Annotated in this window: 18 protein-coding genes and 1 pseudogene; 8 read left to right on the top strand and 11 right to left on the bottom strand. The window is 41.2% G+C overall.

Features of this window, described 5'->3' with window-relative positions:
- Positions 1–479 precede the first annotated feature (479 nt).
- The 5 genes and pseudogenes from CCS41_RS02290 to ybfF all read right to left on the bottom strand — a co-directional run bounded on the left by CCS41_RS02290 (position 480) and on the right by ybfF (position 6374).
- The gene (locus CCS41_RS02290; RefSeq protein ID WP_119797142.1) at positions 480–1463 is read right to left on the bottom strand and encodes a FecCD family ABC transporter permease; all 984 of its coding nucleotides are present in this window, start codon (positions 1461–1463) and stop codon (positions 480–482) included.
- The gene (locus CCS41_RS02285) at positions 1460–2293 is read right to left on the bottom strand and encodes a heme/hemin ABC transporter substrate-binding protein (protein ID WP_119797141.1); all 834 of its coding nucleotides are present in this window, start codon (positions 2291–2293) and stop codon (positions 1460–1462) included. The genes CCS41_RS02290 and CCS41_RS02285 overlap by 4 nt, the downstream gene beginning before the upstream one ends.
- A complete protein-coding gene (locus CCS41_RS02280) occupies positions 2290–3360 on the bottom strand; it encodes a hemin-degrading factor (protein WP_119797140.1) in 1071 nt (356 codons plus the stop codon). Before CCS41_RS02280 ends, CCS41_RS02285 begins: the two co-directional genes overlap by 4 nt.
- 16 nt (positions 3361–3376) lie before the next feature.
- Positions 3377–5459 (bottom strand): annotated as a pseudogene (locus CCS41_RS02275) (TonB-dependent hemoglobin/transferrin/lactoferrin family receptor).
- Between the two features lie 174 nt (positions 5460–5633).
- The gene (gene ybfF / locus CCS41_RS02270; RefSeq protein WP_119797702.1) at positions 5634–6374 is read right to left on the bottom strand and encodes an esterase; all 741 of its coding nucleotides are present in this window, start codon (positions 6372–6374) and stop codon (positions 5634–5636) included.
- Positions 6375–6937: 563 nt separating this feature from the next.
- On the opposite strand from ybfF, the gene CCS41_RS02265 reads away from it, so the two are divergent.
- A complete protein-coding gene (locus tag CCS41_RS02265) occupies positions 6938–7444 on the top strand; it encodes a CS1 type fimbrial major subunit (RefSeq protein ID WP_240313807.1) in 507 nt (168 codons plus the stop codon).
- Positions 7445–7742: 298 nt separating this feature from the next.
- Positions 7743–9104 (top strand): TcfC E-set like domain-containing protein, encoded by a 1362-nt coding sequence (locus tag CCS41_RS02260; protein WP_205411460.1) that lies wholly within the window; start codon positions 7743–7745, stop codon positions 9102–9104.
- A 114-nt stretch (positions 9105–9218) separates the two neighbouring features.
- Here the strand turns inward: CCS41_RS02260 and CCS41_RS02255 are convergent, their stop codons facing one another.
- The 6 genes from CCS41_RS02255 to CCS41_RS02230 all read right to left on the bottom strand — a co-directional run bounded on the left by CCS41_RS02255 (position 9219) and on the right by CCS41_RS02230 (position 14470).
- A complete protein-coding gene (locus CCS41_RS02255; protein WP_119797138.1) occupies positions 9219–10277 on the bottom strand; it encodes a tyrosine-type recombinase/integrase in 1059 nt (352 codons plus the stop codon).
- Positions 10252–10482 carry an excisionase gene (locus CCS41_RS02250; RefSeq protein ID WP_119797137.1) on the bottom strand — a complete coding sequence of 77 codons (231 nt, stop codon included), beginning with the start codon at positions 10480–10482 and terminating at the stop codon, positions 10252–10254. The genes CCS41_RS02255 and CCS41_RS02250 overlap by 26 nt, the downstream gene beginning before the upstream one ends.
- Positions 10483–10948: 466 nt before the next feature.
- The gene (locus tag CCS41_RS02245; RefSeq protein ID WP_240313806.1) at positions 10949–11707 is read right to left on the bottom strand and encodes a helix-turn-helix transcriptional regulator; all 759 of its coding nucleotides are present in this window, start codon (positions 11705–11707) and stop codon (positions 10949–10951) included.
- A 137-nt stretch (positions 11708–11844) separates the two neighbouring features.
- A complete protein-coding gene (locus CCS41_RS02240; RefSeq protein ID WP_072551019.1) occupies positions 11845–12111 on the bottom strand; it encodes a transcriptional regulator in 267 nt (88 codons plus the stop codon).
- Positions 12112–12278: 167 nt separating this feature from the next.
- Positions 12279–13043: a Rha family transcriptional regulator gene (locus CCS41_RS02235; protein WP_119797136.1), complete on the bottom strand. Its 765-nt coding sequence runs from the start codon at positions 13041–13043 to the stop codon at positions 12279–12281.
- Between the two features lie 461 nt (positions 13044–13504).
- Positions 13505–14470, bottom strand: coding sequence for an Rpn family recombination-promoting nuclease/putative transposase (locus tag CCS41_RS02230; RefSeq protein WP_119797135.1), 966 nt, complete (start codon positions 14468–14470; stop codon positions 13505–13507).
- 425 nt (positions 14471–14895) lie between these two features.
- On the opposite strand from CCS41_RS02230, the gene CCS41_RS02225 reads away from it, so the two are divergent.
- The 6 genes from CCS41_RS02225 (at position 14896) to tnpA (ending at position 22926) form a co-directional block, all read left to right on the top strand.
- On the top strand, positions 14896–15918 hold the full coding sequence (locus CCS41_RS02225; RefSeq protein WP_119797134.1) for an IS630 family transposase: 1023 nt from the start codon (positions 14896–14898) through the stop codon (positions 15916–15918).
- 73 nt (positions 15919–15991) lie between these two features.
- On the top strand, positions 15992–17014 hold the full coding sequence (locus CCS41_RS02220; protein ID WP_119797133.1) for an IS630 family transposase: 1023 nt from the start codon (positions 15992–15994) through the stop codon (positions 17012–17014).
- A 715-nt stretch (positions 17015–17729) separates the two neighbouring features.
- Positions 17730–19226 (top strand): SH3 domain-containing C40 family peptidase, encoded by a 1497-nt coding sequence (locus CCS41_RS02215; protein ID WP_083429675.1) that lies wholly within the window; start codon positions 17730–17732, stop codon positions 19224–19226.
- A gap of 923 nt (positions 19227–20149) precedes the next feature.
- The gene (locus tag CCS41_RS02210; protein WP_205411459.1) at positions 20150–21064 is read left to right on the top strand and encodes an amidohydrolase family protein; all 915 of its coding nucleotides are present in this window, start codon (positions 20150–20152) and stop codon (positions 21062–21064) included.
- Positions 21065–21464: 400 nt separating this feature from the next.
- Positions 21465–21668: an endonuclease gene (locus CCS41_RS17525; RefSeq protein ID WP_205411458.1), complete on the top strand. Its 204-nt coding sequence runs from the start codon at positions 21465–21467 to the stop codon at positions 21666–21668.
- An 826-nt stretch (positions 21669–22494) separates the two neighbouring features.
- Positions 22495–22926 (top strand): IS200/IS605 family transposase, encoded by a 432-nt coding sequence (gene tnpA, locus CCS41_RS02200; RefSeq protein WP_119797021.1) that lies wholly within the window; start codon positions 22495–22497, stop codon positions 22924–22926.
- The last annotated feature ends 48 nt before the right edge of the window (positions 22927–22974 follow it).

Here is a 22974-nt window from a genome sequence, read left to right as displayed (position 1 = left end):
CTTAACCTTGAGTCTGAAAGCGATTGATAAGAACTTTGAAGGTGCTCTCAATGATTGTCGGCAACGAATAAGGGGTGAAGAGTATGTATTTATAGAGAAGAAAAAACTCACCGCAGTCCTAAAAGCTTATCTCGGAGTTTTACAGGATCAAGAAAAAAATTCGGTTTGAAATGGCAGGGTACGGCGCCTTCTTTTCACGAAATCAGAAGTAGAAGTTCATCAGCGAGGCGGCATAGTGAAGCTAGAGGTAAGGATTTTGCACAAAAATGACTGGGACGCAAATCCTCTGTCATGACGGATAAATACAGTGACAGCAGAGGGAGTGAATGGGACGAAATCTGATACCAATTTATGATCCTTGGGTTATCGAATGAGACGTTAGAGACGAGAGAATCCATTCGGCATTTTGACCTAATTTCGATCGGTTGTGACCTTTTGTTTTTAATTTATTGATTTTTATGATAAATAAAATATGCATCCTATTGACGTAATACTAGCCATAGAAAATAAGGACCTCCTATCAAGCTGGTGATCAGGCCGACTGGCATTTCTGCCGGAGCGACCAATGTTCGTGCCAGCGTGTCGGCGCTGAGTAACAAGCAAGCCCCACCTAAGGCCGCACCTGGCAATAGCCAACGATGATCGGCTCCTAAATTCATACGGATCAAATGTGGAATAACCAGGCCGATGAAACCAATAACACCGCTTAATGCCACGGCAGCAGCGACTAATAACGCACTGAGTAATAGTAGGAGTTTTTTAGTCCGCTGGACATCGATACCAAGGTAATGAGCCTCTTCATCACCGAGTTGCAATAAATTCAGTTTGCGTGCTTGCAATAGCGTCATCATCGTGGCAGGAATAATTAATGCCGCTGCAACCAATAGTGTCGACCACTGTACCTGGCTTAGGCTCCCCATCATCCACAAAGAAAATTGTCGCAGCTGTTGATCACTACTGAGATAATTTAGTATACCGATAGCGACACCACAAAGGGCATTGATGGCGATGCCCGCTAACAACAAGCGTGATAGATTGCCATGACTTACACGGCTTAGCGATAAGATAAGGAAAGAAATTAGCAGACTACCGATAAAAGCAGCAATAATATGCGAGTAAAAGCTCAAGGCTGTCGGTAAAGTACACGGCATAATAATAACCAGTGCGACTAACAATGCTGCACCACTACTGATACCTAATAAACTGGGATCAGCCAAGGGGTTACGGAACAGTCCTTGCATCACGGCTCCGGATGTCGCTAGTGCACAACCTACTAAAATAGCCAGTAGTACGCGCGGTAAACGGATCTGTAACCAAATTTGCCAAGGGATATCATCGAATGAACTGTACCATAAGGTATGAAAAGAGAGAGTCAGCGCACCCAAATTGACTGACCCTATGATGAGGAAAATTAATAATGCTAGCAAACCGCCCAGTGCATAATTGGGCGCAAGGTATCTCATAAGCTTTGTTCCGCAGCGTGACGTAATTGCCCGAGAACGTCTGGCGTCTGCAGACCAAAGCCAAGTAGCGCCATATCATCCAGCACTAATATCCGCCGATGTTTGCCTGCTGGTGTCAGCGCGATCCCGGGTAGTTGCCAGATTTTATCCACCCCTCCGAGCGATTTCACCCCGTCGGTGGTGACTAATAACAAATCTGGAGCACTGGCAATCGCACCTTCTTGAGACAACGGTTGATAGCGGTTAAATCCTTGCATTGTATTTTTAGCACCTGCCGCTCGTATCATGGCGTCAGCGGCGGTATGTTGCCCTGCCGCCAGTGGAGAATTGCCACCGTGACTCATAATACAGAGTACACGCACGGCAAGCGGATGATTGTCAATCGCGGCTATTTTTTGCCGATAGGTTTGCGTGAGTTGCAGTCCTTTATCAAACTGATCGATGGCAGCTGCGATGGCCGCAATCTTTTTAGGCACGGTATCTAACGTCGCATCTCCAGGAATGGAGACCACCTCGACACCACTGTCGGCGATTTGTTGCAAGACTAATGACGGTTCAGCCAGCGCACTGCTAAGCACCAGTGTCGGTTTCATTGCTAAGATTCCTTCCGCATTGATTTGACGCATATAACCAATATCCGGCAGTGCCCTGATTGCTGAAGGTTGTAAGCTAGTGCTGTCACGGCCGACTATCTTTTCACCCACGCCGAGCGCATAGCTAATCTCAGAAACATCACCTCCGATAGTAACGATACGCTCCTTGGCAATGCCAACCGTCGTAATGTTGAACAGCAGCAATGCCAATATGAATGACAGCAGCCAGGTTTTCATACGGCGACATCCTTTTTGACTGCCAGTGCTGCCAACTGCTCACGCCATTGATTTTGCTCCGGTTGCCCTTCCGTGCGCTGTCCGAATAGTTGCGCGATCTGTATACCCTCCGTGGAGAATAATTCCAAACTGGTAACAAAGCCATCTCTTGTCGGTTTGCGCGTGATCCAGCTTTCAGCGATAGCACTTTCGTTAAGCTGCAGAGTAAAGCGCCGATTATCAACCTTAATCCAATTATCTTTTGTTGTTTCCTGCAGTAAGACGCTTTGCTCAATTAGACCGGTAAAAATCTGCACACAGGCACCATTACTGACGAAAATCATAACCTCGTTCTGGTTTTGATGGGCAGCATTGAGGATTTGGGTCAACGCTGAGTTGTTGACTTGATAGGCAAGATCGTCGGCGACCACACGAAATAATTGCTGACGGGTCGCATTATATCGCTCCAGTAATCTGAAAAATTGGTGAATATCTGTCATCTTGCGCCATTCATCTTCAATTTGTGCAGCATTGTTGATCAGCAAGTTGTTATCCGTATCCTCTCGAGGTGCCAGGACGGGTTGTAGTACTAGCTCGGGATTATCATCACTGGCGTATTCTTTTATCAATGACTGCCAATTCAGTTGATCCGTTTCATTCATTGGATAAACCTCATGCGCGGCATTGCCTTGTAAATCGTAGAAATGAATACTGTGTTGCTCACCTTGTGTCTCATCGTATTCTCGCACACTAAAGATGCTGTCCCACTTAGCTAAAAATAGACGTAGATCCAATTCACGAGGATTGAGTATTAACCCTCCATGAGCCGTAAATTTTTGATTCTGATAACGCCCTATTAACTGATGTATTGCATATTGGTTAGCGGTAACAGATTTGACGAAACCTACAGTTTCTAACTTGGTTAATAAAGTTAAGGCATCGACTTGCAGTCGTTGTGCATCATACCCTACACGGGAATGAGTGAGTTCGACTTCTTTCACTTTGAGCATGTTGGCGATATCTCGTGTCAACAGGTGCGGATTGTTTTGTTTTGCCTGAAGATACTGTTGATATAGTGACGATTCCATCGTTATTTCCTTTTCGTTACCATTGATAGCTGACAAACAATTTAGCGCTACGGCCATCTTGTGAGATACCCTGGGGTGAGGTATTCTTTGTCGAAAGCATTCGCTAACACTACAGTGGTGGTCATTCCCTGAAAGCTACCTCGGCCTTTATAACTTAGATAAAAATCATTAACGCCGTAGCCTGCTTGCGGTTTTATCTCGGGTTTGACTTTTGGAGGAGTGGCCATAAAATGGTTATTTTGCGCCATGGTGACCACCCAACCGGCAGAAAAGCCGGTTTGTGCAATGGGAAGATCCAGCGTGCTAGTCACGGTGTCGGGATTGATACTGGAGATGTAGTTACCATCATTTTGATTTTTGCCTCGGGTACGGTTGTAAGCCAGATTCCAGCCAAACCAGTCCGTTTGGTAATCCATCATAATATCCCAGCCCCATATTTTAGCGCGCTTAATATTTATGTAGCTCATTTTTGTATCATGCCCAGACACATGAGGAACAATGTAATCTTTCGCTTGGGTATCAAAGTAACTGGTTTTAAACTGTAAGGCATCACTGTTAGCCAATACATCGTCGAACTGCAATCCGAAACCGTATTCTTGGGTCGCATTGGTTTCTGGTTTCAAATTAGGATTAGGCTGCCACATGTGCCAACCTACTACTCTACCACGTTTGATAATAGGACGATGTTTATCATCATTATACATCTCGCCTATTGTGGGAGCGCGGAAAGCCTGAGCGTAAGAACCAAATATCATCAACCAATCACGAGGGGTGACAGTGATTGCACCACGTGATGACCATTTATCTGCTGATACATCGGGATTTTTGGGATTTTCAGCGTGATAGCTATCAAAACGCGTGCCCAACAACAGAGATACCGGTAAATCGCGTACGGTGATTTCGTCCTGCGCCCAGGCAGAGCGAACGTCAATTTTCGCTTGTGGAAAACTTTTTGCTGCACCACTTGGGTCTTGTCGCTGATGATAGGTCTCGGCACCGTAGGTTAATAAATGTGTTGTCGGGCTGTTAGCCAACAATCGACTGCGGTTTTCCAATTTTATGCCATGGGTGGTTTGTTTATATCCTCCCTTGGCTTTTTTTTCCACATCATCATTAATATTAATATCGGAGTAGTACAATGTTGTCGTGGCATCCAACCAGGCTAAATCCTGCGGATTTAAGCGATAGTTCACTTGTGCATCACGTTGAATGGTGGAGCGCTTGGTCATTGGACTTTTTAATGTGACTTCAGGTTTTCGCGGATCTTCCGGTTCTCGTGAGCGGTTATTGTAGTAACGCAGGTTGGCACTGAGAGCCTGATGATCATCAATAACCCAGGTTCCTTTGGTCATCAAGTTATTGATAGCTTCATCGTTTGGTGCCGCAAAACCATTACCTTGATTGATATTGCCAACATCACGACTGCTAAAGGCAATTAAACCGTCTAAATCGGCGGTTTTGCCGAATACAGCGGCTCCCATCCCTAGGCTATGATTGCCACTGGCCGCCAAGCTAAATACCCGATAGCCAATATTTTTATCGGGACGCAACAGATCGGCGGCATCAACGGTTTGATATGACACCACCCCACCCAATGCCCCTCCGCCATACAGTAATGCTAAAGGACCACGTACGATCTCTGCCTGTTTTATCAAGCTAGGATCAAGAAAAATGCTGCTGCTATGACCGGCTCCAATCCCTTGACGGACGCCGTCTACGAGCGTTAATACACCGCGACTATCATAACCACGCATACTGACATCTTGACCATTAGTACGCCCTCCTCCCGCAAGAGTGATCCCGGGTATCGGGCGCAGCATGTTAGCAGCGGAAGAAACACCTTGACTCGTTGACACATCACCTGCAATCACTGTCACCATCATAGGTACACTGAAACTGTCACGAGCATTACCGGTGGAAATTACCGTCATGGTTTCATTTTTATACCGAGCTTTTTTCTTCTCTTCAGGAGAGCTACTGCTGCTGTTAGAACCCTTGTTAAGGAGATCGTTTGTAACATTAGCAAGTGATGGTAATGCACAAACAAACGCTAGACTTAAAGATGAAACACGCAATAGTTTGGATAAAACAGAAGGCATGGTGCCATTTCTCCGTTGTGGTGAAATATATAATCTGTTCAAGATCTGTTGCATTGGTTAACACAACACCTGCGATACAATCTACTATTAATGATAATAATTATCAATTTTATAACTATTATTATTTAATTATTATGATCACATCAAGCGAAATTTTGTGGTACAGCTTTTGGGCTATCGGTGGTAAATAAAACGGTGGATAGCACGTAATACGGCATCGGGTTTTTCGGCATGTACTGCATGACCGCAACCTGAGATAACATGGACACGTGCTTGCGGGAACTGTCGAACAATGTCCGCGCGGTAACTATCTTGAATATAAGGCGACGATTCACCACGAATAAATAAGACAGGATGTGGCCACATCGGAACCGGTTGCCAGCCAGCGATATGACTATATTGATCACAGAGTATCGGGACGTCAAAACGCCACTCTCCATCGTGAAAGGATTTCACTAAAAAGGGAATGATATCTTGTTCTTCTGTTATAAATTCATGCATCAGACTGGCAGCGGCTTGACGTTGCTTAATGCCAGCAGCTGTGACTTCCTTAAGTGCTAAAAATATTTGGTCATGGCGGTGCTCCTGATAAGCCACTGGGGCAATATCAATGACGATGAGTTTTTCGACACGTTGTGGAGCGATAGCTGTCATTGCCATCGCTACTTTGCCGCCCATAGAATGACCAATAACAATCGCTTTCTCTATCTCTAGCTGCGTCAATAATTGCACCACATCTTGCGCCATAGCGGGATAATTCATCTGTGGCGAACGTGGAGAAAGACCGTGGTTGCGTAGGTCAAGCTGTATAACCGGATGATTTTTTTGTAAATCCCGCGCCAGAACGCCGAGATTATCAAGGTTGCCAAACAGACCGTGGATCAGTACCACTGGTCGTATTGATGCCGCAGGCATCGTACCCTGTACTGGCACAGTACTTTGGGTTGACAGGGTATCTTGCATATTTTGTGAGCGGAAATTTAATTTCATAAAGCTAATATTATCGCCAGATTTATACAACAGACTTCTTGCCAAACCGTATAACCAGTGGTGTGAAGTCAAAGTGCCTGGCGCGCAGTAATCGCGCGGTACATACGAATACATGAGGATTGCGAGCACCGCGTAACGCCGAATTCACACCACTCCAGTAGGTTATGCAAGAAGTCTAATAAACAAAAGCAAAGGGTATCATAAGCAGATGATGCTGTGTATCTCCATGATCACACGAATTATATTACTCGTTATTTAAAATATAAAAATAATTTCCTAATAAAATGTTTACTTGGCGTGAAAATTAATTTGTAACTGATAGCTCATTAATATTTTATTAGTTGAATGTCAGTAGAAAAGAAAGAGTATAACTATATTTTAGCGTGCTTCACTTTATAATATCTAATTGAAAAAAAAAGACCAAAAATGTATTATTTTTAAGCCGGCAGTAATCGCAATGTATTCTCCACTAAATAAGGAATTCATTTATGAAAAAAATACATGAAATATTAACGATGAAAAAATTAATGACTTTTTCTTTAATTTCTGCTGCTTTGATAACAACTTCTGTTTACGCAGAAAATATAAGAAAAGAACAAGTTATACCCATAGAAGTAAAAGTAAATTCATCTGTAGACATAAAAATGACGACTACCGATGGTAGACCCATCACTAAAATTAAAATGTTACCTAACGCTCAAAATTTAGGTCATTATTCATTTTCCCAAAACATAGAAATAACGACCTTAGGCATGAATAATCAATTAAAGGTATCTCTAGGAAAAGAACTGGAACTCAGCCATGACGATCAGCAATTAACGAGAGTGGGTGTTTTCTTTGATAACAAAAAATTGAGCGTTGCTAATCCAGTAAATTATGATCCGGTAGAAAACAAGGTCACTGGTTTATTGAAAATCGATGCTTGGGCGTCTAATAATACCAAAAAAGGCGTTTTTAAAGGTGACTTAGTACTGCAACTAGAAGAAGTGGCTTAATCACTGATCACAGATAAAATCCACTTAAATAGTGCTGTATAGATACAGAAGGTATACATATTTCTTGCTGTATCTCTTTTAAAATAATATTGATTAGACTTTTTGCAAAACCATCGTTCGTTATGTGAAGTCAAAGCACCTGACGCGCAGTAGACTGCACAGTGCTGCGAGCACCACGTAACACCGAATTCACACCACGCAGCAGGTTATGCAAGAAGTCTATTATAAGGATAAATAATGAAATGGATGTTTCATGGCTAGGTATAGATATAAAATAGTGCTGGTTTTTTTATTCTATATGCTAACTGTTAATATTAATGCAAAAGAAATAGATATTGAATATTTGGTGCCAGATGGATTTTCTGCCGCTGAACAAAATATTGACATGAAATTATTTGGGATGCTAAACGGCAAAGCTTTGCCTGGTCCATTTTATTTTTCAGAAGAATTAAAAAGGCTGAGTTTCAATACACAACTTTATCGTGATAATGCTATCAGTGAATCCACGATACAATTATTAGAAAGAATATTATCTCAATTACCTTATATGCAATGTGTAAATGGCTGTGACTATATGTTAATTGGTTATCGTATTACCCTAGACAAAATTAATCAATCGCTGAATATCATCGATGGTACCCACGAAATTGTAATGCCAGCGACTACTTGGGGATTCGTTCATAATCAATCTATTTATTTAGGTGCTGCTACTAATCATTATCGCGCTATGTCAATCAATGGTCAGGGTTATATTGGTCTACCTGCACAGTCTTTTAGTTATATCAACTGGTTTTATAACAGGACGCATCAAGAAAATAATAATTTTACTCGTCAGGGCATTAGTAATTGGTATTTACAAAAAAATTTTCCACGAACTTATCTTCGACTGGGACAGAAAAATAATCTGGATAGCCAAGCAAGTGTTGTTCATACCCTGGTCAATCCCTGGTTGGACCAGTTTATTACCTTGGGTAGCCAGCATTATTTTACACAGGATAAACCTGTAAACAATACCTTAGTGCTTTATGCCGTTAGCTCAGGTGATTATGAATTTTATCACGAGGGGCGTTTAATTCACCGTATTCCTGCTCAAGTAGGACGTAATACCATTGATTATGATCAGTTACCTGGCGGATATTACGATCTCGATATCCGTTTAATAGATAGTATCGGTCACCAAGTTAGCCAAGAGAAGATTGCCATCAGTAATATCGATTATCAAGGTAGTCAAGGTTGGTTCATTACCAGCGGTCGCGGACAGCACGCAGAAAATCTATTACAGTTTGGTCAGAGTATAAATACGCGTTATTTCCAATACAATTTTACATTGGTTGGTAATAGTGATCACCAATGGGCAACTGAAGGTAATATATCGCGTCCAATGGAAGCCAATGGCATCAAGTTCAGCCCAACTTTTGGGGTGCTTTCAAGCGAAAAAAACAGCGGCGGCTATGGCCATTTGCGCAGCGGTAATCGGACCCTAGGTTATCTGACCTTATCCCATTACCAACACCCTGATATTTCTATCTACGTATCTGGACGGCAAAATAGCCATCTTTCTTACAGCCGCAATGTCGGTTCAGTCCAGCTGAATTATCGCTTAAACGACACTAACCGTCGTCTACAACAGAGTATAGTGAACGTATTTTATTTGTCATAAAAATCAATAAATTAAAAAAAAAAAGTCACAATCGATCGAAATTAGGTCACAATGCCAAGGGATTATCTCATCTCTTAACGTCTTACTCGATAACGCAAAAAATCATACTTTGTATCAAATTTCGTCCCACTCACTCCCTCTGCTATCACGGTATTTGTCCGTCATGATAGCGGATTTGTGTCCCAGTAATTTCTGTGCAAAATCCTTACCTCTGGCTTCACTGTGTAGCCTCGCGGATAAACTTCTGATTTCGTGAAATGAAGGCGGTTTACCCTGCCATTCCAAACCGGATTTTTCTCTTGACCCTGCAAAGCCTCGAGACAAGTTTTTAGAACTGAGGTGAGTTTTTTTCTTCCCTATAAATACGGACTCTTCACCCCTTATTTGTTGCCGACAATCATTGAGAATGCCTGCAAGGTCTTTATTAATTATCTCCAAACTTAAGGTTAAGGGTATCGCCAATTTCATCCCGGTCTTCTGTTGCTCTACCCACCATTTCCCCTCATAAATATCTTGCCACCGCATCCGTTGAATATCCCCTACTCTTTGACCAGTGAGCAAGGCTAAATCCATGCTTAATCCCACCCACGGTTGCTGCTGGTTTGCTACCTCTCTGATCACCAGAAAATTTTCCAGCGATAAGCGTTCTCGCTGTATCTGTATGCGAGGGTTCCTCGTCGCTGTAACCGGATTAGTTGTCAAATGCCCTTCTGCAATGGCTTCTTTAAACATATCTATCAAAGAATTGCGGATTAATTTGGCGGTGGTCGTTTTACCTTGATTACTGTAACTATTTAGAAATTCAGCAATCTCTTTGGTTGTGAGGGAATTGAGCGCCTTACCAGGAAAAGCACGGGTGATGACGGCTAATCTTGATTGGTAGTCTGAGAATGTCTTAGGACGAAGGCCGCGTTGATGCAATTTTTCCGTAAATTTAACAACCCATTCTGTCACCGACAACGTATTAACCTCGTTGATTCTGTTTATTAAACTATCACGTTGGTCAAAAATCTGCATGTTCATGGCAATCGCTTCGTTAATCGCGATACGTTTCACGCTCCCTACGCCGTATTCCTTACCTGTGCGGGGGTCTCGGTAGCAATAGTAGCCGTTATTACGGACATACAGATTGGGGGGCAGGTCTCGGTTAGCCGGCTTTCTTTTGCGTGCCATGATACAGTCTCTCCATTAAGCGTTTTCCGGCGTAACTGGCGGGGTTTGTTGGGTCAATTTTTACGGCATGCGCCTCGACAAGATATTCTCGGCCATCGCGACGCGGTGGCGGTTGGATGACGCCAGAGCGGACCCATCGACGTACTTGTTCCATGCAACGCGGGCGAGGCTGGTTTTGATTCCATTGCTTGAGGCTGATTTCCATAGCAGTGCTTTCCTTATCAAACGTTAAAAATGTCATCACGGCGTCCGTGTTTTAGACGGAAGAGTTATAGAGGGTCATGTGAATAACTTTATTTTAAGAATAAAAAATAATGAGAGGAATAATCAATATCAATAAATAATAGCGTCTTTCATTGTTATGAGGGGTAGTATTAAAATAGGGTCCTCTCTTCATAGTCCTAATAATGAGGCAATCATATAAAATTTATCCAAAAAAAATAGCCTTGACGAGGAAGGCTATTCTATTTTATTGATTCTGTAATAAAATCCATTTTTAATTTTTGAATGTGGCAATAATCGTGTCTTTGGCTATGTTAAACCCATTATTTTATGAAGCATCAATAAAATATATTTATGGTAATCTGCGTGCAGGCTTTTTTCTCTTCTTGAACCAACTTCTTAATCGATTAAACCAATTTTTATTTTCATTTCTCTTAGCTTCCAAGAGCTTATTTTTTAACTCTTTTTTTCTCGCTCTGCTCTGTCTGTTGCTCATAAGAAAACCTCCTACTCAATAAACTGTATCCCGGGCGTATAAACGCTTGGGGAACAGTGCGATCAAAGCCTGTTTGATGACAAAAGTGTTTAAAGTCTCGCAATGAATGCACTCTTGCCTTTTGGTATAGAATACGAATTATATTTTCGATTGTGCGATGAGAACGTGCCAATTTCTTACCTATTTCCTTGGCACTCATCGTGCGTAATAAATAAAAAATTATCCTCAATTCAGATTGTGTGAATAGATTCGAGGGAGGTTCAAATAATAGCGTGGCCGTCAGCTTGCCCACGTAGTGAGGCAGTGAAATAATAGCCAGTTTTCTGCCATAAAAAACCGTGTCGATGCATTTCTTTCTTTTATTATGCAACGGAAAGGTTTCGTATAAATAAGGTTGCAGTTTCTGTTCACGACCAAAAAAATGCGTTTTAATGAGGGTAATTTTTTGCCCGCTTTTTATAACCTTTCTTTCCAGTTTTTGAATTATTAAAGCAAATTCTGCAATACACGTAGGAAGTTCATCATCACGTCGTCCTATTACATCAAATCCTTGTGGCACATTTAAAAAATCAAGAAAAGCACGATTCGTATAAATAAAGCGTGAGTCACAGTCTTTTATTCCCCAAACATCTTGACTGTTTTCCATCATTGATGTCAGAGGCAATGAACTTGAGACCTTTGCTATTTTTTTCATCATCTGTCCTAACTCCATTCAGCCCCTTTCATTGTGGATGACGCCCATTTAGGAGAGGGTAAATTACTTAGTCAGTGCGAAAGTCTAATTAGAAAAATAAAATGGAATAGTCTCCACGAGAGAGACTCTCTTTTCTATTTTTATCATGCTAGACGCTATCGCTTTCTACATCCCTTCAAAGCAAAAAGCGCAAGGCGGACATGAAATACGGTAAACAGACCATGCAGCGAATACGGTTCAAATTTGAGTTTTGCACTTGCCAATGTCTGTTTCACGGCGGGATAGGATACCGAGCGTAATAAAGCGATGTCTTTTTGTGATACGCCTAACGCGAAAAGCATCGCAGTCTCAAATTGAACAGCCGTTAACTCAGGAAAAACTTCCCGTAATTCAGGAAATTGGGTAATATCGATGTTAGCCATTGTAGCCTCCGTGAGAGGTTATGGTGGTTAGCTGAAGGGGTGGCTGAATTCCATCTCTGTTAGCGCTAGGGTTAAGTGATGTAAACGGTGATTGCGTCACCGTCGCTATTTGCAACTTGTTGTAGCTATTTATGTTTTCATGGTGAGTGACTCCGTGGGTTTATGATTTATGACGCAATATTGAGTTCTTTGGCGTGTGTGAATTGCCCGTCCCAATGAGTTTTCATTGGCAGCTTATTTTTGCGGTATAGGTCAAATAATCGGATTGCGCCCTTGCGCAATAAAACCGGTTGGTACTTGATAAAGTCATCACCGCTATGAATGCTGATTTTATGTTGATGTTCCGTTAAATATCGGTCACGCGCATAAGAGGTTGCACGCCACCGGGTATGGGATTTACTTTCGTTATAAAGCCAATTCCTTTCTGCCAAACAGTGATTAATCTGCTGTGTATTAATACCGTTGAGCATTTTGCAAAACTGAGTGGTCGTTATTCCTTCCTTAAACAGGTTCTTCAACTCCTGTAATTCCGCTTCCTGTTCTTTGTTCACTAAGGCTAACCTGGTTTTTTCACGAAACTGTTCTGCCCATGCCATAGCCGCAACAGGGGGGTCTTCGAAATTAGGCAATACACAGACAGGCTGTGTTGTTTTCTCCTCCAGCTCCCGCCAGCGAGTGGCAACTCTATGGCGAAATGGAATACTGTAACCCATGACCAGTGTCATGGTTAAATCCTGGTCAAGCAAATACTCTTGATAGGTGCGACCACTGGTGTCTTTATAATCAGCCGAAAACTCGGCCGATTGAATGTTGATCGATTCGAACATTTTGCGACAATCATCGAGAACATGTTTATGTTGTTTATCCGTTAGTCGAGCAATTTCACGGCTAGACATTTTTACCTGTTGATAGAGAGTGATGACATTTGACATGGAGAATTCCTTGCAAGTGAATTGCGATTAATGACCTCCGGTATGTTACCGGAGCAGAAGATTAATTAAGCTTTGATGTTGCGTCAGCGGGAGGTTGGGCTTTGCTTCTATTAACAAAATTAACGAATACCATCCCATCTTTGAAACAGTCACAAAGACGGCAGGCTAAAGGTGAATTTATAGCAGGGGCCATGTAACATGATTTACTTGACCAGTAAATATTATTTAATATCAATATTTAGTGTAAATTTTTACAATCAACTTATACGGCCCCTGCTATAGTTTTATTGAAGGCGTATAGTTGTTCACTATCTGACCATTACACGCTATGGGCGTAAAAAAACCGCACTACTTGCGTATGCGGCATTCGCTAGTTAAAGGTATTTAACACCTTTAACGAAATATTCCCCGAGGCTGGATCATCATTCAGCCCGTCCGGGTATAGCAGGTGTTAAGACACCTTAATGTAGCAATACTTCAATATCTTTAATATCTTGGTCAGAAAGTCCAGTAGACGTTTTAATTACATCGCGATTTATCCCTCGAGAGAGAAGTTCTTTCGCAATTTTTAAGGATGCTTGTTTTTCTCCCTGTTGCATGCCCTGTTGTATTCCCTGTTCTATACCCCGTTTTTCGCCCCGTTTTTCGAGTTGTTGTGCAAATGTCATAATGTCTTCCTTTGCTTGTGGAACGGAATTAAGCCACAGTGCTAATGACTTGTCCAGCTCATCTGATTCTGCCAAATCACTGGCTCTACCACATATTTCAATAAAGTACCTCAGTACGTCTTTGAAATAGTCACGGCTCACTTGTGTGTAAATTGTAGTCATTTTCTCTTCAGATAACAACGCCTCTAACCAGGTGAGGGGAGATTGCTTTTCACGGTAGTGTTTGAATAAGATTTCCATCACTGACGCTAAACCATGTCGATTTATCTCTTCATCTGACATGACCGTTAAATCAATCAATTGAAAGGGCTTCAGGGCCAATTTTTTTGCTAATTTTGGCTCCTCAAAACATTCCCAGATTGCTCGTGAGTGGGGATAAGGCGATTTTTCTCCGTGATAGAGCACTAAGGGCACCACAATCGGCAATTTTTTATGACCCTGCTTTAAGTGGTAGTTCATCAACTCGACAACGTAACAGAGGATACGAAATGCCATCATTTCATCATCACTGCTTTGATGTTCCGCCAAAATATAGATGTAGCTCAGTTGGCCTTTAATCTTACAACTGAAAACCACATCGCTATACAGTGTATCAGGCCATTTAGGGGATAACTCGTTGGGTACCATCTTTAACGTAGAGATATCAATTAACTTCAGGATCCTCTTTGGAAGATGTGCCTTCAACCAATCCAACGTAATCTGTTGATGCTGTAGGGTCCCTTTAAATAATTTGTCATGAGGCTTCGATATGTCAGGCACGGTCTCTCCCTGTGGTTCTCTCTACAATGTGGCGTCGATATTATCGACAGGCAACTCTACGCGTATTTCATCCGGTAGACGATCACTTTTTTCAGTGGCGTTATCTTCATGCCACTTTTCCATAGGGTTTTAATGCTCAACGGGCGCTTTGGATTTGACTTGATATCTTATAATCATAAAGACACAGTAATCTACGGTAAGGCGTCTCATTTTTTTTAGGATAATAAATGTTCTCTCACTTCGTTGAGTGGGATCTGGTCACGATATACGCTATAAATGATACAATTTTCTTTTCTAGCGTCAGAGATAGCGTTATCACATAAAATGGCGCGTAGGGAGGTAGGGCTATTTTTACAGATTTGCTCTATACCCGTGATCAATGAAGATGCTTGATTTTGAAGTCGATAAGGATCATGCTCATAGCCATGAAAATAGAGCTGACTGCTGACCAGAAAATTACCCTCGAAGCCCAACATCGTCAAAGCCATGACCGCCGTGTCTGTGACAGGATCCGGTGTGTTTTGTTGTCCGCAGACGGCTGGACTCCCCCTATGGTTGCTCACTCACAGCTCATTAATGAAACCACGGTGCGGCGCCACCTTACAGACTATCATAAACTCAACAAGCTCAAGCCTGAAAATGGCGGCTCCGATGGCTATCTCAATGCGGAACAGACCACGTCGCTGGTTGAACATCTCACCCAGCCGCTCTACCACCACAATCACCAAATTGTGGCGTATATCGCTGGACGCTGGAACATCACCTTTACCGTATCAGGTCTGTATAAAGGGTTGAAGCAGCATGGCTTTAGCTATAAAAAGCCGAAAGGTGTTCCGCATAAATTTGCCGTTGAGAAACAGCAGCAATTTATAAAGACCTACAGCGAATTGAAAGACGCCACGGGTAATGACCCCATACTGTTTATTGATGCCGTTCATCCGACACAAACCACCAAAATAAGCTACGGCTGGATACGAAAAGGCCAGGATAAAACGATAGAGACCACCGGGAGCAGAACGCGGTTGAATATCATGGGAGCCTTGAACATCCAGAATGTGGCTAACCCCATAATCCGTGATGATGAGACGATTAACAGCGAAAATGTGGTTCACTTCCTGTCTGCCATTCGCGCGCATTATCCCATCACGACAACGGCACATGTGATCCTCGAGGGTGCAGGCTATCACCGTTCACAGCTTGTGCAAGACGCCGCGCTTACGTTGAATATCCAGCTTCATTACCTTCCGCCGTATAGCCCGAATCTAAACCCGATAGAGCGATTGTGGAAGGTGATGAATGAGCAAACACGAAACAATAGATATTACCCATCTAAACAGAGTTTTAAGAACGATATCTTAAACTTCTTTGAGGTGAAGCTACCACAAATGGCAAGTTCTCTGGTATCTCGCTTAAACGATAATTTCCAGGCGCTAAATCCTGCATCTTGATTTCACTTGGGTATATACCCGTGATCAATGAAGATGCTTGATTTTGAAGTCGATAAGGATCATGCTCATAGCCATGAAAATAGAGCTGACTGCTGACCAGAAAATTACCCTCGAAGCCCAACATCGTCAAAGCCATGACCGCCGTGTCTGTGACAGGATCCGGTGTGTTTTGTTGTCCGCAGACGGCTGGACTCCCCCTATGATTGCTCATTCACAGCTCATTAATGAAACCACGGTGCGGCGCCACCTTACAGACTATCATAAACTCAACAAGCTCAAGCCTGAAAATGGCGGCTCCGATGGCTATCTCAATGCGGAACAGAACACGTCGCTGGTTGAACATCTCACCCAGCCGCTCTACCACCACAATCACCAAATTGTGGCCTATATCGCTGGACGCTGGAACATCACCTTTACCGTATCAGGTCTGTATAAAGGGTTGAAGCAGCATGGCTTTAGCTATAAAAAGCCGAAAGGTGTTCCGCATAAATTTGCCGTTGAGAAACAGCCGCAATTTATAAAGACCTACAGCGAATTGAAAGACGCCGCGGGTAATGACCCCATACTGTTTATTGATGCCGTTCATCCGACACAAGCCACCAAAATAAGCTACGGCTGGATACGAAAAGGCCAGGATAAAACGATAGAGACTACCGGGAGCAGAACGCGGTTGAATATCATGGGAGCCTTGAACATCCAGAATGTGGCTAACCCCATAATCCGTGATGATGAGACGATTAACAGCGAAAATGTGGTTCACTTCCTGTCTGCCATTCGCGCGCATTATCCCATCACGACAACGGCACATGTGATCCTCGAGGGTGCAGGCTATCACCGTTCACAGCTTGTGCAAGACGCCGCGCTTACGTTGAATATCCAGCTTCATTACCTTCCGCCGTATAGCCCGAATCTAAACCCGATAGAGCGATTGTGGAAGGTGATGAATGAGCAAACACGAAACAATAGATATTACCCATCTAAACAGAGTTTTAAGAACGATATCTTAAACTTCTTTGAAGTGAAGCTACCACAAATGGCAAGTTCTCTGGTATCTCGCTTAAACGATAATTTCCAGGCGCTAAATCCTGCATCTTGATTTCACTTGGGTATATTCCCTTTGTTTTATGTAAAAAAATCACATTCACCGAGAAGAGTGTTGCTATTAGGAAGAGAAGGGAAAGGGATATCTTTGAACGTATCACCTGATTGGGTCAGAGCAACGATAACCCGTGATGGCATGGATGTGCAATACCTTGGGAAAGCCGGGCGGGGCTATTAGGAGAGTATGTTAACGCTGTCAACGAAGATATTGATATCACCATCCCGGCGGGTGAAGGGGAGGTATTAATTGGCTTAAGATTACAATCTACAAGGGGTAAGCTTAGAATGTTCAACTGGACGGCAAGCGGTGATATCTACACCATGAAAAACGCAGCCAGTATAAAACTGGCCTGATTAATAGGCTCATAACAAGCACCGTATAAGTTGATTATGGAAGTTAATAATAACATATTGATATAAATTAATATTTATTAACAAAAACCATCACGTCACATGACGTTTACTATAGTAATATTGACAACACTAGGATGTGAATAACAGGTCAAAATTAAAAGATAATTAATTGATAAATATTTAGAACAATTCTTATTTTGTTATTTTTGTTACCTGTGATTCAGGCCAATAATTCGACAAAGCCTCAAATCGCATTAATTAAACATTAGCATCTTATTCGAAACTCAGGTTATGCTACACAATATATCATTTTGTGCTGTGAAAAAATACGACAGAATGATTGTGTTTAGAGCATTATGAATGCTTTTGGTTTAATAAAAAATTTGGTAAAAATTATGAAAAAAATTATTTCTATAATTTTATTTTTAGCGTTGATTGGCTATATCTTTCAAATTCAACGCCTCAGAATGGATGAAAAAGATCACAATTCTAAAGCAGTTTATAACTATAATGTCGTAGATCCCACAAAAAGAATTTTTCCTTTGGATGGATATGATCAAAATATTGATTCGTGGATACCCCCTAATGCAAAAAATTACCATATCCCCATATTAATGGATAAATCCCAAAATTTGTATTTTTCCTATCTTAAATCACGTTATTTTGGTATTACAGAAAACGATGAGTCACCATGGAATCCTACTTTTATTACAAAAGAATTAGGCATCGTGGGTGAAAATAAAATAAAAAATGACGTGGAAAAATCTATTGAAAAATTCACAAATAATAATAGTCATGTTTATGGAGAAAACTTTAGAAAAAGGACAAATTCTTGGAAACAATGGTTAAGAGAAAATGCAAGTATTGATATTGATAAGCAATTTAATTCCCACAACAGAGCGATAATGATTACCGAGTCTTCAGTAAGAATACTTCCGACTGAAACGCCAGCATTTGATGATTTCAAAAAGGCAGGAGAGGGCTATCCATTTGATATGCTGCAGATTTCATCTGTTAAGCCTGGTACACCAGTTTATATTTTCGGCGAAAGTAAAGATAAAGCATGGAAACTGATTATTTCTCCATCGGTTACAGGCTGGGTGAAGAATAATGATTTAGCTAAAACAGACGAAAAATTTATCTCACAGTGGAGAGCTTATGCTGAACAAGCATTGGGGGCTTTTACAAAAGAGCCTGTATCAGTCAATGATTTACAAGGTCATTTTAGATTTATTGCGAAGATAGGGACACTACTTCCAATAAAGAGTGATGAGACAAAGGGTAATTTGGTAGTGATACCGATTAGAAATGAAGAAGGTTATGCAAAAATAGCTTATTCTGTTGTTACAGAAGACGCGTTTTCACTTATGCCAATAAAAACAACCCCTAAAAATTTTGCCAAATTGATTAAATCTATGCATGGAAAACCCTATGGTTGGGGAAACCTTTATTTAAATAACGATTGTTCTGCAGAAATTCGTAATCTGATGCTGCCTTTTGGTGTGTTTTTTCCTAGAAGCTCGACTAATCAGGCTAAGGTAGGACGACAAATAGACCTTAGCCACTACGATAGTGCAGGCAGATTGGCATATCTGGTAAGAAACGGAAAACCATTTACTACCATCATCTATATAAAGGGGCACGTGATGTTGTATACGGGCAATGCTAAAGTTAATGGTAAAGTTACACCTATGACATATCAAAATGTCTGGGGGATCAAGCCAGAAAAGGAAGAGAGCAGAAGTATTATCGGTGGTTCTGTATTTTTACCACTTTTGAGTATTTATCCAGAAGATCCGTCATTAGAATCATTTGCGAGTAAAGAATTATTTAAACTCATCTATCTTGATTAATGTATTGTTTAAGATACGAGCCCCATGTGGGATAGGTTACGAATAACCTAATGTGGTCGGTAATCGAATTTTGGTAGTGGGCTAGATCTGTAATTTATCCGTGGTACATTCATTTGTATTTGGTAGATTTTAGAGATGGCCTGTTACGAAAAAGTTATCTGTCCTGCCTGCAATGGAGACGACATTATGAAATCCGGGTACATACGAGAGATTCAGTGTTATCGTTGTCGCAGTACTCATTGTCACACAAAAACATTTTTGCGCGACTATCGTTATCAAGGATGTCGGCTCGAGGTTAAACGCCAATTAGTGTAGTAACTCAAACTTAATCTGTGTCTGTCAGATTAAGTTTGAGTTACTACATGCTTATCAGAAAAAATGGAATGTCACCAAATACGCCATTATTGACCATACAATATTACTATTAGCCTAATACCGCTGGCTCAGTGCGAAACTCGTGCTAGATTCTTCTGTAGACACCTTCTGATAATTTGTCTTTACAGGAAAGTGTTTGCCTTTTCTAGTGTCCAAATTTATTGGGCCAGAATAATCTAAAAGGAGGACTAAAACTAGACAGTGAAAAAGTAACATTCTTAGTGTGATGTTTTTTCCCAATGAATTAATTATCTGCAAACCTTACAAAAAAAATCACCGCATGCAGTTCCTGTTTATACAAAATGGAAGGATAGAATAAAATTAGTTCAAAGCTTTAACTCATAAAGATATCAAAAAACATACTGAATTTAGCCCTCTATTCGAACAATTTTCTGATTTTTTTGATGTAAAAGCAAATCTTTCTGATAAAATGCTGCTTAGCTTGGCTAAAGAATTGGAATCACTTACTTTTGTAAAATATTGTTCTTTATCAATGGATCTAGTTTATTTTATGCCATCATCAGAAATTAATGATATTGCCTTTAATTTTGAGAATCACCATGCCAATACCAACACCTCAAGAAACAACATTAGATCATAAAAAGAGATTTCTGATTCCCTGGGATGCATGTGATTCTCATGTTCATGTCATAGGGTCACAAGATCGCTACCCTATGCTATCCTCTCGTGCTTATACACCACCAGAAGCACAGGTTGCGGATTTACAGGCGCATTTGTCTACACTACACATGTCGCGTGTTGTACTAATTCAACCCAGTTTCTATGGATCAGATAATCGCTGTCTGGTTGCCGCACTACAACAGCTCGGAAATATCGCACGTGGTGTCGTAGTTATTGATGAAAAAACTTCCGATAAAGAGCTTTCAATGCTCACCATAAATGGTGTACGCGGGGTACGGATGAACTTGGAATCGATTGGTGTACGCAGCCCACAAGCTGCACACCGTGAGCTAAATTCACTTGCTACACGCATCGCGCCTTATGGATGGCATATTCAAATCTATGCATCGTCGCATGTAATCGCTGCTTCTATAAACCAGATTTCGACGCTTCCGGTGCACGTTGTTTTGGATCATTTCGCTATGATTCAGCCGAAAAAAGGGCTTAACCAGCCTGATTTTTTGTCTATTCTTGAACTTGTACAAACCGGTAAAGTGTATGTGAAACTTTCCGCCCCCTATCGTATTTCACAAGCTGTTCCTGATTATTCCGACGTGTTACCTTTTGCAAGTGCATTTATTGAGGCACATCCTGATCGTATGCTGTGGGCAAGTGACTGGCCGCATACCCGTCGAACATGTGGAAATTCAACGACAGAGCCAAGTCCGTTTAGGGTTGTCGACGATCAGTATATCTTGAGATTATTGCAAGAATGGGTTCCCTCAAAAGAAATACGTAAAAAAATCCTTGTTGATAATCCCGCTTGCCTGTACGGCTTTTAAATGCCCATGGCTAATCGTCCAGGAACTAAATCTATTAGTAACCACAATATTAAATAGCACATTGAAAACAATCAGATAAAATATTTTTTGCTTAAATGGCAGGCAATAAAAGACGACAAAACACGATTTTTAATTCACTATTTATCAATACGTTGCCTTTTCATTTTGACCTGTCATTTGTGCCATTATACGTCAATATTGCCGCTGTTTGTCTAATAAAAAAGCATTTTAGTCAGTCCTGCCTCCATCCACGGAACGAGTGAGTGTGCTGTCTGTTACATATACTGTGAGCCTTTTGAAGATGGTAGGGCACCTAAACCCAATCAATTTGCTTATACTGATATTCACCATTTACGACCGGCTGATATCAGCGTGAATAATACACGCTGGAACAAGGATTTTGATTGGGGCGGCACCCCCCTTGGCAGAGTCACCGGAGAATAAAATAGATCGCGACAGTTTTGAGCCTGCCGATAATGTCAAAGGTGATGTCAGTCGAATGCTGTTTTATATGGATGTACGCTATCAAGGAGACGTTGATTCCAAAGTGGGTAATTTGAGCTTAATAGGTACTAGTTGTCGTCGCCTAGCTATAATGAATTAGGAAAACTCTGCACGTTGCTAAAGTGGCACAGGCAAGACTCTGTTTCTGATTGGGAACAGCAAACTTGTTGCTTGTTAAGCAACAATAGGCACCATAGAAGGGCTTCTACGCGATTTTTTCGCACAAGGTAATGCAAAAAATGCCTAAAAACCGTTCTTTTTTTATTAGGCAACAAGTCTATTGATTTAACTTTTCAAATTTTTTCGCTGACTATTGCTTAAAATAACCTTTTCAATCGTACATATAATAGTCACCGCCCGTATAAAACGTGCGTCAGGCACGCAATACTTATAACAAGTATAAAAGTATTTATGATGAATAGGTAGTTACACAATTGAATCAGGGTGAGAGCACGAATGTTTTTTAATCTAAAAATACGCATAATTTACATTTTATTAATTCAGTTAAATGGAAGACAGCATGACTTCTTAGGTGCTAGTTAGATTAAATATTAATCAATTTGTTCATTTTTTGCCAACTCGTACTCTCACTCTGAATAGTTCATTGACCTGCAAAATGAAAAAAATTTACTATAAATAAAATACATTTTATTAGAAGATAATTTTTTCAAGAAGAGTCTAATTAATAATGAGATGGTTTTTGTGACAAATAGTTTAATAGAAGGCAGACATGATTAGGAGTAGAAGTACATTTGTAGAAGTAAGCTATGAAGGACTAGAGGGTAGTCTGAGTGGCAATACAGAAAAAGCTATGCATATGAATAAAATTAGGTAATCCCCCGGCTTTGCCGGGGGACTCCGTAAGGTTTGACCGTGTGGTGCGGTCACCCGAATCTTCTATCTCGACCAAGAGATAGGAAATTCAAATGAAAGATTACCAGAGTCTTAGCCATACGAAATGGGATTGTAAGTATCACATTGTTTTTATCCCGAAAGGCCGTAAAAAAACAATATTTGGTGAAATTAGAAAGCATCTCGGTGAGATGTTTCACGAGTTAGCAAGTCAGAAGGAATGCAAAATTATTGAAGGACATTTGATGATTGATCATATCCATATTTGCATAAGTATTCCGCCGAAATATTCAGTGTCATATGTAATGGGTTATCTAAAAGGAAAAAGTGCAATCTCAATCGTACGACGGTTTATGGGTAAAGTCCGGAATTATAGTGGTGAGAATTTTTGGGCTAGAGGTTACTTTGTATCTACAGTGGGTTTGAACGAAGAGCTGATACGAGCTTACATTCGATACCAAGAAAAACAAGACAATCATTATGAACAATTGAAGCTTAGGATGTAATGACCGCCTTCAGGCGGTTCAAGGTTTGTTGGCCTCTTCTAGGGGCTA

The sequence above is a fragment of the Candidatus Fukatsuia symbiotica genome (assembly GCF_003122425.1).
Lineage (GTDB): Bacteria > Pseudomonadota > Gammaproteobacteria > Enterobacterales > Enterobacteriaceae > Fukatsuia > Fukatsuia symbiotica.
This window is presented reverse-complemented; position numbering and strand designations above follow the sequence as displayed.